Source organism: Chitinophaga sp. 9-1-y, from assembly GCF_059511905.2.
The window spans coordinates 2502801-2519613 of the sequence record NZ_CM197955.1 but is presented as its reverse complement, the minus strand read 5'-3'; the positions used below and the strand labels follow the sequence as shown (position 1 = coordinate 2519613).

Below are 16813 nucleotides of genomic sequence, written 5' to 3'. Positions count from 1 at the left end.
ATAGCTAATACTCGCTGAACACAGGAAAAGGAACATTCCACAAAGTAAATATCTCATCCTACTAATAGTCATATTGTTAATATTACCTGGATATAATTTGTCTTCAGAACTTTGAATGTCTTTACCCACGTTGCAGCTTCTACCCGCACTATGTAGCTACCTGCTTTCAGGGAAGCGCCCATCGACATTACATTTGAAATGGCCGTATGCCTGGCTATCTGCATTTCTTTGCCCATGATGTCAAAAATAATAATACGTTTTACCTCCCTGGGTTTATCTATCATCATATTAAATGTTGATGAAAAGGAGACGCCGTTTAATAACCTATATCATTACAGTTTGATCATATTCAAAAAGAATACATCGTTTTCACGGATCTCCAGCTCTTTTGTAAAAGGGACGCCGGCTTTTACAGTCACTATTTCCCGGGCAACGGGCGAACCATCATTTTGCCTTTTTATTTGTTCAACTTCCTGCCTGCTGAGCTGTGCCGGCTTTCCTAGCGATAGATAAGTGGAATAAGCATCGTTGCTATGGTAGCCTACTTTATATACTTCCAGTGCGTAATTGCCTTCGGGCACAGCTGCTATATTGACCTTTAATGTCCCTTTCGTTTTGGAAGGAAGATCGCGGATATAATATTGCTGATTATGTACAGAATCTCCCGGATGTGTATGCGTAAAATCCCAGGCGAGCACCTGGATATTTCCGGCCGGATCCCTGCATACCCAGGAAGTAGCATCGTTATTTACCAACTCAGTATTTCCAAGTTTGTTCAAAAACTGGTAAGCATAGAATACAGGCTTGTTGATGCCCTGCGTATTCAGCATCCCGAAGCCTCCGTGAAAGGGTGTAAAGCGGGGGCCGGCTTCTTCAAAAATATCGGTAAACACCCAATACGACATGGAGTTGGCAGCGTTGCCCACCTGTTTCAGTTTCTGCAACACAAATGCTGCTTCGTGATAACTATCGTGAATGGGATCTGCCGGGGTATAAGAGGCGCTCCATTCGGTGTAATGTAGTTCCAGTCCAGGCATCTTTGACGCCGCTATTTCTTTTCGCGAGTCGAGTACATCGCCACTGATACTCATCGGGTTTTTATCGAGTACCGTACCAGAGCGGCCAAATTCATCGAGGTAACCCTGCTTTACGCCATAAGCATGCGTGCTTATAAAATCTATCGGCACCTGGTGCTTATCGCAATAATCAATCATTTCAGGCTCCCACGCAGCGCCGGCAGTGCCTGGACCACCAACGCGATAAGAAGCATTAACACTTTTAATTGCCTTCGCGCTATAAGTATATAATTTGAAATAGTCTTCCTGGCTCCCTGCCCAAAATCCGTTCAGGTTAGGTTCATTCCAGACCTCGAAATACCAGGTCTTTACTTCATCGGCACCATAACGTTCTGTAAAGTGCCGGGTAAGATCTTTCACTAATGCGGCCCATTTTTCATAATCCTTTGGCGGCGTTACGTTGCCCCTCCACCAGAAGATGGTTTTGGAACCGCTGGCCAGCGCGGAAGGCATAAAACCAAGTTCAACAAATGGTTTCATGCCAATACTTTGCAAAAAGTCGAATAACGCATCAATGTACATATAGTTGTACACCGGGTTGCCTTTATTGTCTTCTGTGTATACCGCCATGTCATCTGTTAAAAGACCATGCATACGGATATACCTGAAACCACATTCTTTTCTTACATACGCCAGCTGTTGTTGCCAATCTGCCCGAAGTCCTTCATTAGCACGGCCGGCACCCACACATTCGTTAAACATCGTGTTGAGTTTTCCGGCTGTTTTATTAAAGTCGATATTGATTACGCGTTCAGGAGCAACTGGTTTCTTCTCCTTTATCCTTTGTGCCACCAATGTTTCTGCAACGGCAGAAAACAGGAGCATCAAAAGAATGACATTCTTTTTCATCTTCTGATATATTTACCTTCCTTACTACTGTTTAAAAATTTGCTGGGAAAACAAGTACAGATTACGATCCCATTCGTTATTGTCATGCCCGTTAGTATCTACATTCCAAACATGGGGAACACCTATTTCGATAAGATACTGATGCGCCTTTTTACTAATATCGAAAAGCCCATCTTTATTCCCACATCCTATCCATAGCAGTTTCATCTTCTCCCGGGCAGCCTGGATATCTGGAATAAATTTGACGTCGGTATACATACCACCAAACTTGTTTGTATTAGGCGCAGAGGAAAATCCACCTACATAGGCAAACGTTTCCAGGTGATGCAACCCTATATTTAACGACTGTCCTCCGCCCATTGACAATCCCGCTATAGCCCGATGTTCATTGTCATTAATCGTGGAATAATGTGAATCAATGTAAGGGATGATATCTTTCAATAAATCCTCCTCAAATGGCTTCCGGTAGCCTTCAAAACCATCTGCTCTCCCGGAACGGCTGGCGGCGGCAGTATCTGTTACCGTCAGCTTGGTATCACCGTTAGGGAAAACTATTATTATTGGTTGTATCTTACCCGTTGCTATCAGGTTATCCGCAACATTGTCTGCCTGGCACCATTCGGTCCATTGACGATAGTCTGCTCCCAAACCATGCAACAGATACAACACCGGATATTTCTTATTGGCGGAGTACCCTGGAGGCGTATACACGTTCATTTCCCGGCGTTTTCCAAGTGTTTTGGAGTCGTACTGAACAACGGTTAATTTGCCGTGAGGCACATTACTTTGCTGTGCATTATACCCGGCTGGCGGGTCAGGAAATGTGGGTATCGTATCGGTTTTAGCAGAAACTTTATCTGTTTGTGCCAGGCAGATATGACTGGCCATCATACATACGATCGAAATAAATAAATACCGGTTACTCATTTTATTTTTTTTAAGGTTATTTTATTCGTTCCAAACCAATACACCGCCTGGTTCCAGTACTTTTTCTCCGATCAATATTTTGGCGTGGTCGGGCATTTTCATCTCATAGTTATCAGAGGAGTAATTCACGGCCACATAGAAGCCATCCCGCCAATAGACAAATACGCCTGGCGGATAACTCTCCACATCGGCACCGGCTTCCACATAGTTACCTTTCAATATCTCCTTTTCCAGCTTCATATCATCGGTCACTACGCCGATATATGTTACCGCTCCTTTACCGATTTTCTTTTTTACCACAGCTGCGCTGCCTTTATAAAACTGGTCGTTGTAAGTCGCCAGCACAAGTGTATTATCATCGGGCTTCAGTAAATCGGCCCAGATATTCCAGGAATAATGATGTTGGTCCGCGAGGATGTCTCCCTTACTATTCGGTGGAATCATATCGGTGGTGGTAATATGCGCGCCGATTAAGTCGGAAAGCGGGGCCGCTGTTTCTCCCTCCCAAAAATGCCCGTTACGGTCCATGGTTGCTGTGCGGCAGGTGATGATTAAATGTCCTCCCTGCTCTACATAATGGGCCCATTTTTGAATCAACCCAGGATCTGCCATTTCATAAGCGGGAATGATGACTACCTTGTAGTCAGACAAATCAGCTTTTTCATCAATTACATCTACAGCAGCGCCGAAAGACTTCGCCATTTCCAAAAACTTCACCGGATAGTTCCAGGAATCCCAGCGTACATTTTGCTTCTGGCGATCGATCGTCCAATAGTTTTCCAAATTCCACACCACAGCGGTTTTTCGCACCGCCAATTTTTGCGGCAGCTGTGCACCAGGTTTATAGTATTGTCGTAATTGCCGTATTTCCTTGTTAAACCGGATATATTCTTCCCCTCCTTGTGAAGGCGTCACTCCATCCGTTTTAATAACCGCGGCATGATATTGTTCTGATCCATATAGAATTTGACGGAAACGGTAAGAACAGGCAAATTGACCACCCGCCGCAAAACTGTGATACAGCCACATTCTCACCGTACCCGGCAACAGCAATGATGCCTGTCCTGCCCAATTGGTTGGTCCCGGTTGCATTTCCATTACACCGGTAAAACCGCCCACTGATTTATAATACTCAGATGCGAATAAAACCGTCTTGCTATCTCCTAATCTGAATCCTAAACTGCCCATATTGCCAGCCCCTCCATTAGGGTAAGCGGTGTAGGCGGCAAAATCCATCTTCCTGGTTAGTCGGGGGTTAGCAAATGGACTAACAGCGGTATAATTGGTAGTGATGTATTGATGGGGGGTAATATATTTTCTTAAAACAGCGGCCTGCAAATCAAGAAAATCTGCCTGCTCATCTGCTGAATATCGTTTCAGGTCCAGTAAAGCATGTGGATTATTTCCCCACCAATTTACCAATGTGGTATTAGGTATCATTATCTGGCTGAATTGATTGTATCGCTGACTCCAGAAAGCGGTTCCCCAGGCCGTGTTCAATGCTTCAATGGTCTTATATTTCCGTTGCAGCCATTGCCGGAATGCTGTTTGTGCAGAAGGACTGTAATCCGTTTTGGCATCAGGTTCATTGTCTAACTGCCAACCCACCACATTCTTATTCTGCCCATAATGTTTCGCCAGTTCCGTTACCGCTCTTTCAACAAAGAATCTATATTTCGCATTCGCATTTGAACCCAGACCACGGGTACCATGCTCGCCACGAATATAATTCCCGTACATCAGGTATGTTTCGGGATACTTATCTCTCATCCATGCAGGCATGGTAGCGGATGGTGTACACATCAGTACTTTCAGGTGATACTTTTCACAGAGATGGATCACTTTATCCAGCCAGGCGAAATCAAATTTTCCTTCTTCCGGCTCAAACCTAAACCATGCGAATTCTGCTACGTGCACAAACTCGTATCCCATGTCGGCTATTTTTTTAATATCCCTCTCCCATTGGTTTTCGTTCCAATGTTCCGGGTAATAATAGATACCAGTGGTGATCAGTTTTTCAGCAGGAAAAAATTGATTGGCTTTCTGTGATTTTGCTGTTAATCCCGACATTAAAATGGCGATAAGAACAGCGATGGCACTTTTATTCATCTGAATGACTGTTTTCATTGATTAACCTTACTTCACCAAAATATTCACCGCGGATGAAATGCCCCGGGATGAATTTCCGATTTGCAATACAAATTCCCCGGCTTCTACATTCCAGGATTTTTTTGACTCATCATAAAAGGCCAGATCAGCCACTTTTATGGTCAGCTCAACAGTTTTCGTTTCGCCGGGCTGTAGAAAAACTTTTTCAAAAGCCTTCAACTCTTTCTCCGGACGCAACACGGTGCATTGCGGATCGCTGACATACAGCTGTACCACTTCTGCCCCTTCGCGGGTTCCTGTATTGGTTATCGTACATTTTGCGTGGATCGTTTCTTCCTTTCCATAACTGGTTTTGTCTGCCGAGAAATTACTGATCGAAAACCCGGTATAAGAAAGACCATATCCAAATGGAAACTGGGGAACAATTTTCTTCGTATCAAACCAACGATATCCTACCAAAATATCTTCTTCATAATTTACACGGAGATCTCTTCCCGGGAAATTGCCCAATGCATGTGCAGGCGACTGGTCCAGAGATACCGGCAGCGTAAAGGGTAGTTTGCCGGAAGGATTTACCTTACCACTCAACAAATCAGCTACTGCATTGCCGGCTTCCATTCCACCAAACCACGACCATAATATGGCGGGTACCCGCTGAACTATACCGGATAATTTCACGGGTGAACCAGCAATAATAACCGCTACGGTATTCGGGTTCGCCTTTGCTACTTCACGAATCAATACATCTTGCCCATAAGGTAAATCCATGTTTTGCTTGTCGGAAGATTCCGTGTCAAAATCATGATTTAGTCCGCCAAAAACAATCACCACGTCCGAAGCTTTCGCTGCATTCACTGCTTCATCAATCAATTTCCAATCGATCTTATCAGCGCTTGTTTGACCAGTATTACTGCCTTCTTTAAAGGTCGACTGCTTTTCATATCCTTGTGCAAAGTTAATTTTCACATCCGCACCGAATTTTTTGCGGATGGCCTCCAGCGGTGTAATTTCGTACAGGGCTTTAATCTCGGAGCTTAGCCCGCCGTTGCAATGCCTGCGTGTGGCATTATCGCCAATAATAGCAACTGATTTTATTTTTTTAAAATCGATGGGAAGTATATTCCCGTTATTCTGTAACAACACGGCCGCTTCAGCAGCATCGTTATACGCTGCCTGCTGATGTTCCGGTGTATTCATTTTCCCTTTTTCGCGCTTCCCTTCATCAAACATTTTTGTGGCCATCATCACCCGCAATACATTCGCTACTTTTTCGTCAACAATGGCTACCGGCACTTTCCCCTCTTTTACCGCGCTGATCAACGGATCGGCAAAGTACCATTCATTGTAATCTTTCTTATCCGTTCCCATCTCCAGGTCAAGACCCGTTAAAGCTGCCTTCACGGTGGTATGTGCAGCTGCCCAGTCGGTCATCAATACCCCTTTAAAGCCAAACTCTTTGCGGAGTATTTCCCTGTTCAGGTATTCATTTTCAGAACACCAGTCGCCTCTGAACTTATTATATGCCGCCATTACTGTGTAGGCTCCGCCTTCGGTTATTGATGCTTTAAATCCGGGCAGATAAATTTCACGCAAGGCACGCTCACTCATATGTACATCTACAGAATCCCGATGCGTTTCCTGGTTATTGGCCAGCCAGTGTTTTACACTTACCGCTACATCTTTCGACTGTAATGCTTTAATATAAGCGACCGCCATCTTTGCAATAAGCAACGGATCTTCACTCATGTACTCAAAATTTCTTCCACCAAGTGGTGAACGGATAATGTTGACACCAGGTCCCAGCAAGATGTCTTTTTCCCGAAAACGGGCTTCTTCACCCAGCACAATTCCGCGTTGGTAAGCCAACTTGGGATTCCAGGTGGCAGCCAATGCTGTGCCTGGCGGAAAGCAGGTAGCGGAGTCATTCGTCCATCCCGCGTAAGCCCAGTCGTGCCGGTTTATTTCTGCACGCACACCATGAGGCCCGTCGCTCAATGCCCATTCCTGAATACCCAATCTCTTTACTCCCGATACATAAAATTTTGAATTGCCATGCAATAAACTAACCTTTTCCGCCAGGGTCATCCGGCGGATCAATGAGCGGATCTTCTCCTCCTGCTTATTGTCATTGCCCGTTAATTGTGCACTGGCCATACCTCCTATCAACAGGCCCGTAATCCCAAGTACCCATCTTCTAACTATTCTTTTCATTTCCATCATTTTCAATTTCAATATGTTCTTTTTATTAAGCTTCACCAGGTGGAAGGCGTTTTTTCCGGATGATTGCCACTGACAGCTTAGCCAGGATGGCGATATGCATCATCGTTTGGCTATGGTATAGGCTTCACTACTGCCACAAATCCACCGCGGCGCAGCATATCAACTTCTACTGAACTGGATTTATCCACCACTAAATACCGGGTGGTAAACGCCTTATCGTGCTTTCCGTCGCTAATCAATGTCAGTTTATATTTAACTCCTTCCGGTAGAAAACTGAAATTGATTTTTTCCTTCTTTTCGTGCATTTCCGCGTTAATAGCGCCAATAAACCATGCATTATTTTTACGGCGTGCCATCATTACATCTTTACCAGGATACCCGGCCAATAACCTGGTATCATCCCAGGCAGCCGGAATCTCCTGTAGAAAACCTTTGGCGGCATCGGGCAATTCACGATAACCCTCCGGGCGATCCGCCAGGTGCTGAATGCCGGATTCAAACACCACACTCAGTGCCAGCTCATGTCCGTAGGAGGTAACATGCGGAAATTGAGAATTCGTAAAGGTAACCGGGGTGTAATCCATTGGCCCCACCACGTTGCGGGTAAAAGGCAAAATGGTGTTATGTGCCGGGGCGGCCATGGTGAAATCGGGTCCATTGTTATACCATTCCGCGCCGCGTACCGCCTCATGGGTCATCAGGTTCGGATAGGTTCTTGTCCAACCCCTTGGTACCAGGCAGCCGTGGAAGTAAACCATCATTTCGAATGCAGCAGCATCTTTCAGGATATCCAGATAGTATTGGATCATCTCCTGTTTTTCACTCTCAAAGAAATCTACTTTTATACCTGCCACGCCCAGCTTTTTCAGTTTTGTAAATTCTTCCACCCGCTTCTCATGCGTCAGCATCCGGTCGCGTGGAGTAGAAGTAACATAAGTATGCGGACCTCCGGAGTTATACCACATCAATGGCTTCACGCCTTTTGCATGAATGTATTGCAATGCATCCTCCAGGTTTCCACCATTACCCATGGCATCCCATTCCCAGTCGAGCAAGGTATAGGGCCAGTTCATTTCTGCTGCCAGGTCGGCAAATGCACAAACAATTTTATAATCCCTGGTACCGTGATTGCTGGACCAATAATTCCAGGAAGCAATTCCCGGCTTAATCCAGTCCGTATGAGCTACAACAGCAGGAGTAGATACATCATCCACCAGGGTTGATGCTACTATATCCGGCAGGCTACCTGCAATGATGACGCGCCAGGGAGATTGCCAGGGCAGCGTAATAGCAGGCTGTGATGCACCCAGTCCTCTTCCGTCTCCCTGGTCCGGAAACGTCAGCTTGTAGATGGATTCATTGTTTGTGTTACTAAGTTTAGTACCACAATAGGTTCCTGTTACATCAGCTTCATGTAACAGGAACCAACAATCATTATCTTTTAACTTAAATAGCGCCGGATAACACCATTGCTGCTTTTGAATACTGCTATCACTCATGGAGGTATAAAATCCTTCATTGGCGGTATTCCATTTTTCCATCCACCGGGTGGTCTCTTTGGGAATGGTGTAGGCCGTCAGTTCATCCTTGACAACAAAAGTCCCTTGTTTCTCCGGAAACTCGTAACGGAAAGCAATGCCATCGTTGTAAGCCCTGATAATAAGATTCAATTTTGCTTTAGAAGGATTTTCAAAAGAAACGGTGATTTCATTCCCATCATTGGTACAAACAGCTCTCTTACCATGTAAAGCAGTGTACTGCTCATGGATAAGCCGGGGTTTACCAACTTTAAGCAACTTCAGTTCCTTTGAAAATTCCTGATCGCTACGCAACAGTCCTACATCAATGCGTGGAATCACCTCCACCAGCTTTCCCTGGCTATTGCAGGATGCGTTGATATACCATTCCCCTGTATCATTATCCTGTGTTGAAAATAAGGAAACACTCATCCGTTGGTCCGGCGATTGAACCGTCACTTTTTGCGCAAACGACGACAAAGCGGAAAAAGAAAAAAAGAAGACGGCGACAATCGCAAATTTCATATTTACCATACTTGTGCTTAACAGTTAGTTCCCTCCTATCATAATTGCATTAATCGTGCGTTGATCCAATACGGTGTTATTCCGTCTGTCCAACGCAGCCCCGGTATCCCAGAAAAAGGGCTTCATACCATTGGCAATGGCCTGTTTGGTGACGTAGGTCAGCCAATAATCCACGGCATCGTTGTGAGTAGCCAGATCTTTGGGAACATACCGGCTGTTGCCGCGCCGGTAGGTACCATATTCACCCAATATCACAGGGATCTGTTTATCAGTGAATTTTGTTTTCATTTTGCTGAAGGTTTTATCTACATCACTTTCTTCTCCCCAGGTTGCATTTCTATCCGGCTCAATGGTAGAGTGATGGCCAGTACCCCAGTAATAAAACATTTTACCCCAGGAGGCATCGCCGTCCATTAGCAAACAGAACTGGGAAGGACCGTAAAAATGTACTTCTGCCATCATACGGTCTTTCACCTGATCTGTGGGAAGTGTATTCATAAAGCTGGTGGTTTTGTCAATATCCGTTCCTGGCCCCTGTATTACCAATACCCTGTAACTATTACGGCCACCGGTGGAACGAACGGCATTAACGAAAGTTTGATGGTAACTGTTGAGGATATCCATCTGTTCTGCATTTTCTGCAGGTGGCTCATTGGCGCTGGCGAACATCAGGTGTTCATCAAAATCACGCATCGTGGTAGCAATCTGTTCCCAGAATGCTTTTTGTTTCGCGATAACGGAGTCCTGTTTGGCCTTGTTAATATTAGCATCCAGCCAACCGCCGTCCCAGTGGATGTTCAGTAAAACATACATATCATTATTGACACAATACTGCACCACCTGTTTTACGCGGTTAAGCCAATCGCCCTGGATCTTAGCGGTGGCCTGATCTGAATGCTGGTTCCAGGAGCAAGGCAGGCGGATGGCATTAAATCCCTGCTGTTTTACCAACCGGATATAGCTTTCACTGATCAAAGGATTTCCCCAGGCGGTTTCACCACCAATGGCTTCTAATGTATTGCCAATATTCCAGCCTAATTTGAACTTTGCTGCCAGTTGCACGGCATTACTTCCCATGCCGCTTGCATCAGCAGGTGCGGGCGATATATTGTATCCCGGATATAAGCTGCCGCCTTGTTGTATGTTCACCCTGCGCACCTGGTTGTTTCCCGCACTAACCGATAACACCGCTGACCGGCTTGCACCCGTAGTGTTCGCCGCCGTGGTTAGGTGCACCGTTACATTACCACTCTTACCGGTTGTTTGGCTTACCTGCAGCCAACCGGAAGCGGGATTACTAATATTCCAGTCTACATTACTGGTAATAGCTACATCCACGACTCCTCCCTCAGGCTGAAAATTAATTTCTGCTGACGACACTGACAATGTAGGTGTGATATCACTCTTTTTACTGCAGTACGCAAACGCCACTGCAAAAATAACAAGGCCGACAGTCGCATACCACCTGCTGATTTTCATATTCATATACTTGGCTAAAATGATTGACACTATTTAATCTTCACCACCCTGATATTATCAATAGCTGCCTGCAAACCGGAAGTAGAAGCAGAACCAGAAAAGTTTTTGGTCTGGATATTTACCTCCCCGTTAGCCGTGCTGCCCAACAAAGTAGTCAGGCTTGCCGCGGCAGTGCCTTTACCATCATTGGTTCTGAACAGGGATAAAGGAATCGTTATAGTACGCCAGCCTTTTGTAGTAAAGGGAGCAACGGCGCCATCTGTACCTGCCCAGGGCTCGTAGCGGGCCATGTAATCAAACGAGTAACCTTTCACCACATAAATGGAGGTGCCGGTCCATGCCGCCGGAACATTGATTTCAAACTTCAACGCATAATCAGCGATAGCAACGTTCAGGCTATCAACAGGAATCCATTGAACTTTATTGGTATTTATACTACGTCCGTCGCCCCACCAGGTACCGTCACCGGCTGGCAATACACCGTTCTTCAGTACCGCATAGTAGCCCCTGTTTCCCGGGAAAGTGGCACTACTGTTATCGGTACCGGTTCCCCAGCTAAAAGTGTTAACGTTATCAAAATTGCAGAGCATACCCGTTTTGTCGTCATTCACATTGTAAGGAGTAGTAGCCGTGCCGGATTTAGTTATCACTACTACGGGGCCGCTTTGGGTAAGCTTAGGTAATACAAATCCAAGAGAAGTACCATCGCTGGCTTCTGCGAAATGGGTAATGGCAGTACCGGCAAAAGTGAGATTTTTTATAAAAAATAAATTTAGTCCGGAAACATACACGGAATCCCCTTCATTGGCATTCTCGTTGGAAACAGCAGTGATAGAAGGCGGTGGCGCCGCAATGCTGAACGTAAACGTAGTAGCCCCCTGCCGCGTAACATAACGGATGGTGTTCAGGGTTTCAGCAGGCACCGATGGAAACGGTATCACGGCAGGCACCAACACGGCAGCACTGGTATCTGAAAACATCACACTGTTCACAGTAGCAGGTACCCCATTGAAGGATATCTGCACCGCATCCTTTAAGTTATGTCCGATCAATACTACCCACTGGCCTGTAGTGATCGTACTTACCAGGGTATCAGCAGGAGATGGCGCATAATTTCTAACACTTGTTATTACCGGAGCTCCTACCGATGCGTCTTTCTTACAGGCAGATTGCATACCCGTAAAAACCACCGCAAGCAAAAGCAGCGGAAAACTTTTATATAGCTGGTTGAATATGATTTTATTCACGGTATATAATTTTTAGTTTTTTAATAATATGATACCGGAGGTTCCTGTAATTTTGGATTGGCAGTAACCTCAGAAGAAGGTATAGGGAAAGTAAAGCTTTGAATAGTGGGAGGAGTAATCACCCCATATGGACTCGCAGGTGTTAAAACACCACCTGGCAGTGTAAAGGTGACGCGCGCCTCCCCTTTTAATTTACTGATAGCTTTTACCGGATTATAATAAGATAACCTTACCAGGTCTATCCAGTATTGTCCTTCTCCTGCCAGTTCAATTCTTCTTTCAATAAGCAGGGAGTCGGCATCTATTTTAGGTGCAGGGAGCATACCGGCTCTCGAACGAACTTTATTAAAATACATAAGAGCATCGGCATTGCTCGTGGAACCATTGTTACCCAGAATTGCTTCCGCATACAAGAGATAAACATCCGCCAGCCTTAATAAAGCATTGTGTTCGGTGGAAGAGGTTAAGTTCATGGTAGGCGCATTATTATCCTTGTTGGTACCGATGATATGTTTTTTCAATCCACACGCTCCTGTATACTTAAATCCACCGCCAGCGGCATTCAGTTCCGGGTAATAGTCGCCGTTGATCATAAACGTAGCTTTACGCCTTAACGAATCCCTGGTAGCATACAACTTGTACATATCCACCGTAGGCGCTATGGCAAACCAACCTGCTGAACCGTTGGCAGATATTTCGGTACCACCCGGAGAGTAGATCTGTAACATATTGCCTTCCAGCCAGCCGCCGCCCGGCGCCCATTGTAATGCAAACAATGACTCAGGATTATCATTAAACTGGGTTTTAAAAAGATCGGCATAATTAGCTGTCAGTGCCAGCCCGCTGTTCTTACACACATTGCCGGCATATTTTGCCGCACTATCAAGGAATGATTGATTCCTGGTTCCCTGCTGATTCAGGCCGGCCGCTGTTAAATAAACCTTTGCCAACATACCCTGTGCAGACCAGGTAGTGACTCTTCCGGCAACATCTGTAACGGGAAGATGCCCGGCTGCAAATGTCAGGTCATTGATCGCGAATTTGTATACGTCTTCTGTTTTGATACGGTTAATCAGGGGAGATACAATCAGTTTACTGTTATCTTCAATAACAGGAACTGCACCCCATAACACCGCCAGGTTATAATAGGCAAAGCCACGAATAAACCGGGCCTCGGCAATGGCGGCATTCTTGTCTTTATCGGTAATCGTACTGGGGGCTTTTTGCTGGATGGCATTAATGGTCACATTACAATGAGCGATGATTTTATACATCGACTTCCAATTAGCAATCATGATCCCATTCATGCCAGTAACAGTAAATGTATTCAACTGCACCGCATCTCCCCAATAGCCAACTGCCATATTTCCACTCAGTACTTCACCTACGGGTAAGTAACAGTTATAATTCCAGTCGGCCCATGGCGTACCAGCATACAATGCAGCTGTTGCCAGTCTAAGGTCACCGGTATTCTGATAAAAATTATCGGCGCTTATTTGTGACAACGGCGGACGATCCAAAAAACTTTTGGAGCATCCTGTCATCACTATTATTATTAGCAGGAACGCAATTATTTTATCCAATATTGATTTCATAACTATTGATATTAATAGATGAATATTTTATTTGGTCAGTTTGATGTTAGCACCAATGGTAAACACCCGTGGCTGCGGATAATAACCACCATCTACGCCAGCTGTCAATGGATCCCATGATCCAATTTCCGGGTCCATTCCCTTGTAGTTGGTAATGATGAAAGCATTTGAAACATTGAAATACACTCTCAGGTATTTAATGCTGGCTTTTGAAATCAGGCTTTCGGGAAGTGTATATCCTAAAGAGATATTCTTACATCTCAGGAAAGTGCCACTTTCCACGAACTTGTCAGAGTTCCGGTTATTATCATTGGTATTATCATTGCGCAGCCCCACAATCCGGGTGTCGGGGTTAGTTACCTTGATATTGTCGATACTAGTGGCGCTGCCATTCGGATCTATCAACGTAAGTTTTGCATAGTCCATTAAAGACCGGAGGTATCCATAGCTGGTACCCGGATATTCACCATTTATACGAAGCTGGTTATATACTTTATTGCCGATATTGGCGGCGAAAAATATATTCAGATCGAAATTTTTATACGAGAAAGTATTGTTGATACCGATCTGGTATTTAGGGATGGGGGAACCCAAAAACGTTTGATCATGTTCATCAATCACACCATCGCCATTAAAGTCTTTGAACTTCAGATCACCATACCAGATACTTCCTCCGGCAGCGCCTACCGGCAACGGTACCCCATTTTTAGTCGGTAAAGCGTGGGTTTTAAAATCTTCTTTTGTTGCAAATACGCCGCCATCAATCACATACCCGTAAAACTCGCCGATGGATCTGCCCACCACCGTTTTACTATATTGCTTGTCCAGCGATGCTCCATCTGTATTAAGTTTCAATACTTCATTGATATTACGCGAAACAGTTACATCTGTTTTCCAGGTGAAGTACTTTCTTTTAATATTGGTGGAACTGATTCTAAAGTCAAAGCCTTTGTTGTTAACAGTGCCTACATTGACATATGGGGCATCCAGCGAACCTGGAGAATAGCCAATAGCGGTGCCTGAATACAAAGGCAAAGGAATCTGTAATACCAATCCATCCGTTTTACGATTGTAAAAATCTACTGAGAAATTTATTCTCCAGTTGAAAAGTGTTCCGTCCAATCCGATGTTGGCATATTTTGTTTTTTCCCACTCCACATATGGATTGCCTACATTTTGCGTCAGCTGCGCGATGCCTGTCAGTCCCGTAGCTACTGTGGCAAGTGTGGAGGTATAGGCGTAGTCGCGGATATTTTGGTTGTTGGTTAAACCATAGCCCAAACGCAGCTTTAACTCATTGACCTCTTTTACCTGCTTTAAAAAATCTTCATTATTCAACTTCCAGGCAAAGGCGCCTGACCAGGTAGTCACCCAGCGGTTATCCGGCGCAAATTTTGAAGAGCCGTCTGCCCGGACGTTGGCTGTGAAAAGATATTTATCGTTGAGCCCAAAGTTGATGCGGCCAAAGTATGATTCCTGGGCACTTTGACCTTTACTGCCGGAATTGGTGGCAGTGGTAGGATCTCCGCTGCTGATTACCTGCACATTGTTGGAAGGGAAATTACTTCTGCCTGTAGATGAATTCTCATTGGTACCCAATTGCGCTTCATGTCCCAGCAATGCATTTACATTATACCGGTTCTTAAACAAATGGGAATAGGTCAGGAAGTTCCTGAGTGTTGTATAGGAGTTTTGAGAAAAATTATATGAGGCACTGTTCGTATTATTTTTTACCAGGCCGAAGGTATAGGAAGGATTAAACCGGTCTTCCGTAGCCATCGAAAAGCTTCCTGTTACTTCGTTTCTAAGCGTCAGGTCCCTGGTAAAGGCTATTTCAGCATATAAATTACCGAAAAGCTGGTTTCTCTTTGCTTCATCTTTATTAATAAGCGCGATGGCATAGGGATTCACCGTACTATTCACCCATCCGTTCGGATTATAGGCGCCACCCCAGCTACCGTCTTCATTTTTCACGGCGATATCCGGTGTCTGGCTTAATGCGGTATTAATGACATTCGAACTGGTAGAGTTTACATTCTCTTTGATATTCACCAATTGCAGGCTGGTACCAATCTTTAACCAATCAGTTGTCCTATTGTCCAGGTTCAATCTTAAAGACATCCTGCGAAAGTTGGACCCAAGGGCAATACCTTCCTGGTTGAAATAAGAACCAGACAGCAGGTATTGGGTCCTGGTATCTCCCCCGCTAACGGTGAGCGTATGATTAGACATGGGCGCATTTCTGAAAAGCTCTTTTTGCCAGTCGGTGCCGTTGCCCAAGTATTTGGGATTCACAAATTCCGGGCGGGTATCAAACCCCCAGCCTAATCCTGTGTTCCTGTCATTTATAAACGAGGCATACTCTCTTAAATTCATCAGGGGTAACCGCTTTGGTATTTGCTGATAGCCCGTGTACATATCGTAAGTAATGCTGGGCGGTGCCACCTGCCCCCGCTTGGTGGTGATTACCACTACGCCATTGGTGGCCTGGGAGCCATAAATGGCGGTTGCAGATGCATCTTTCAATACATCAATTGATTCAATTTCTGATGGGTTAATCCCTGCCAGTGGGTTCACCCCGGCGCCTAATGTGGCAGTGCCGCCAATAATAATCCCATCAATAACATACATAGGTGAACTTCCGCCAAAAGACGATAAGCCCCGGATCTGTACAGACACCGCTCCACCAGGCTGACCAGATATCTGCTGGGCTACCAGGCCGGGAACTTTGCCCTGTAGGGCCTGATCAAAAGTGACTGGCTGTGTTTTACGGATCTCATCACCGGAAACAGAAGAGATGGCACCTGTAACATCAGGTCGTCTTACTTTACCATAACCAATTACCACCACATCTCCCAGTTGTGAAATATTCTCTGATAATGCCACGTCAATGGAGGCACTTTTGTTAACTGCAATTTCTCTTTTCTGATAACCTATGATGGAAACTACCAATGTATTCCCGGTAGCAGCATCAATAGTGAATTTCCCCGCTTCATCGGTAATAACAAATCGGCTGGTATTTTTTAAGGTAACGGTGGCCCCCGGAATAGGTGAAGAATTACTTTTATTGATAACCTTACCGGTTATTTTAATTGTTTGTGCAGAAAGGGGGTTGCTGGAAAGGAATCCCAAAAGGATACCCAATAGCGGCAATATTCGCGAGCGAATCATTTTGGTTGACTTCATGTTGATTTTTTTTACTGGAATAGATGATATCCCCTACAGACGGAGATGACATTTCATAAGGTCAGTGTATACGTGACAGGAGC

At 45.0% G+C, this 16813-nt stretch carries 10 protein-coding genes; all 10 read right to left on the bottom strand.

What is annotated here, in order from left to right:
* Positions 1-68: 68 nt before the first annotated feature.
* Complete coding sequence (locus tag AC5ZC7_RS10055) at positions 69-287, bottom strand: T9SS type A sorting domain-containing protein (protein ID WP_496159439.1); 219 nt, start codon at positions 285-287, stop codon at positions 69-71.
* Between the two features lie 45 nt (positions 288-332).
* Positions 333-1925, bottom strand: a complete 1593-nt coding sequence (locus AC5ZC7_RS10050) for a GH39 family glycosyl hydrolase (protein ID WP_496159440.1) — start codon at positions 1923-1925, stop codon at positions 333-335.
* 24 nt (positions 1926-1949) lie between these two features.
* Positions 1950-2852, bottom strand: a complete 903-nt coding sequence (locus AC5ZC7_RS10045; RefSeq protein WP_496159441.1) for an alpha/beta hydrolase-fold protein — start codon at positions 2850-2852, stop codon at positions 1950-1952.
* Between the two features lie 21 nt (positions 2853-2873).
* Positions 2874-4979 (bottom strand): beta-galactosidase, encoded by a 2106-nt coding sequence (locus AC5ZC7_RS10040; RefSeq protein WP_496159442.1) that lies wholly within the window; start codon positions 4977-4979, stop codon positions 2874-2876.
* Between the two features lie 9 nt (positions 4980-4988).
* The gene (locus AC5ZC7_RS10035; protein ID WP_496159443.1) at positions 4989-7172 is read right to left on the bottom strand and encodes a glycoside hydrolase family 3 C-terminal domain-containing protein; all 2184 of its coding nucleotides are present in this window, start codon (positions 7170-7172) and stop codon (positions 4989-4991) included.
* A gap of 119 nt (positions 7173-7291) precedes the next feature.
* Positions 7292-9223: a glycoside hydrolase family 97 N-terminal domain-containing protein gene (locus AC5ZC7_RS10030; RefSeq protein ID WP_496159444.1), complete on the bottom strand. Its 1932-nt coding sequence runs from the start codon at positions 9221-9223 to the stop codon at positions 7292-7294.
* Between the two features lie 24 nt (positions 9224-9247).
* Positions 9248-10708, bottom strand: a complete 1461-nt coding sequence (locus AC5ZC7_RS10025; RefSeq protein WP_511911485.1) for a cellulase family glycosylhydrolase — start codon at positions 10706-10708, stop codon at positions 9248-9250.
* Between the two features lie 23 nt (positions 10709-10731).
* The gene (locus tag AC5ZC7_RS10020) at positions 10732-11949 is read right to left on the bottom strand and encodes a glycan-binding surface protein (protein WP_496159446.1); all 1218 of its coding nucleotides are present in this window, start codon (positions 11947-11949) and stop codon (positions 10732-10734) included.
* A 20-nt stretch (positions 11950-11969) separates the two neighbouring features.
* Positions 11970-13544: a RagB/SusD family nutrient uptake outer membrane protein gene (locus AC5ZC7_RS10015; protein WP_496159447.1), complete on the bottom strand. Its 1575-nt coding sequence runs from the start codon at positions 13542-13544 to the stop codon at positions 11970-11972.
* A gap of 27 nt (positions 13545-13571) precedes the next feature.
* On the bottom strand, positions 13572-16730 hold the full coding sequence (locus AC5ZC7_RS10010; RefSeq protein ID WP_496159448.1) for a SusC/RagA family TonB-linked outer membrane protein: 3159 nt from the start codon (positions 16728-16730) through the stop codon (positions 13572-13574).
* Positions 16731-16813 lie beyond the last annotated feature (83 nt).

Excerpts from the sequence above, each read along its gene's own strand:
- AC5ZC7_RS10045 (WP_496159441.1), bottom strand. The coding sequence starts at position 2,852 with ATGAGTAACCGGTATTTATTTATTTCGATCGTATGTATGATGGCCAGT.
- AC5ZC7_RS10030 (WP_496159444.1), bottom strand. The coding sequence starts at position 9,223 with ATGAAATTTGCGATTGTCGCCGTCTTCTTTTTTTCTTTTTCCGCTTTG.
- AC5ZC7_RS10040 (WP_496159442.1), bottom strand. The coding sequence starts at position 4,979 with ATGAAAACAGTCATTCAGATGAATAAAAGTGCCATCGCTGTTCTTATC.
- AC5ZC7_RS10055 (WP_496159439.1), bottom strand. The coding sequence starts at position 287 with ATGATGATAGATAAACCCAGGGAGGTAAAACGTATTATTATTTTTGAC.
- AC5ZC7_RS10010 (WP_496159448.1), bottom strand. The coding sequence starts at position 16,730 with ATGAAGTCAACCAAAATGATTCGCTCGCGAATATTGCCGCTATTGGGT.
- AC5ZC7_RS10025 (WP_511911485.1), bottom strand. The coding sequence starts at position 10,708 with ATGAATATGAAAATCAGCAGGTGGTATGCGACTGTCGGCCTTGTTATT.
- AC5ZC7_RS10035 (WP_496159443.1), bottom strand. The coding sequence starts at position 7,172 with ATGAAAAGAATAGTTAGAAGATGGGTACTTGGGATTACGGGCCTGTTG.
- AC5ZC7_RS10050 (WP_496159440.1), bottom strand. The coding sequence starts at position 1,925 with ATGAAAAAGAATGTCATTCTTTTGATGCTCCTGTTTTCTGCCGTTGCA.
- AC5ZC7_RS10015 (WP_496159447.1), bottom strand. The coding sequence starts at position 13,544 with ATGAAATCAATATTGGATAAAATAATTGCGTTCCTGCTAATAATAATA.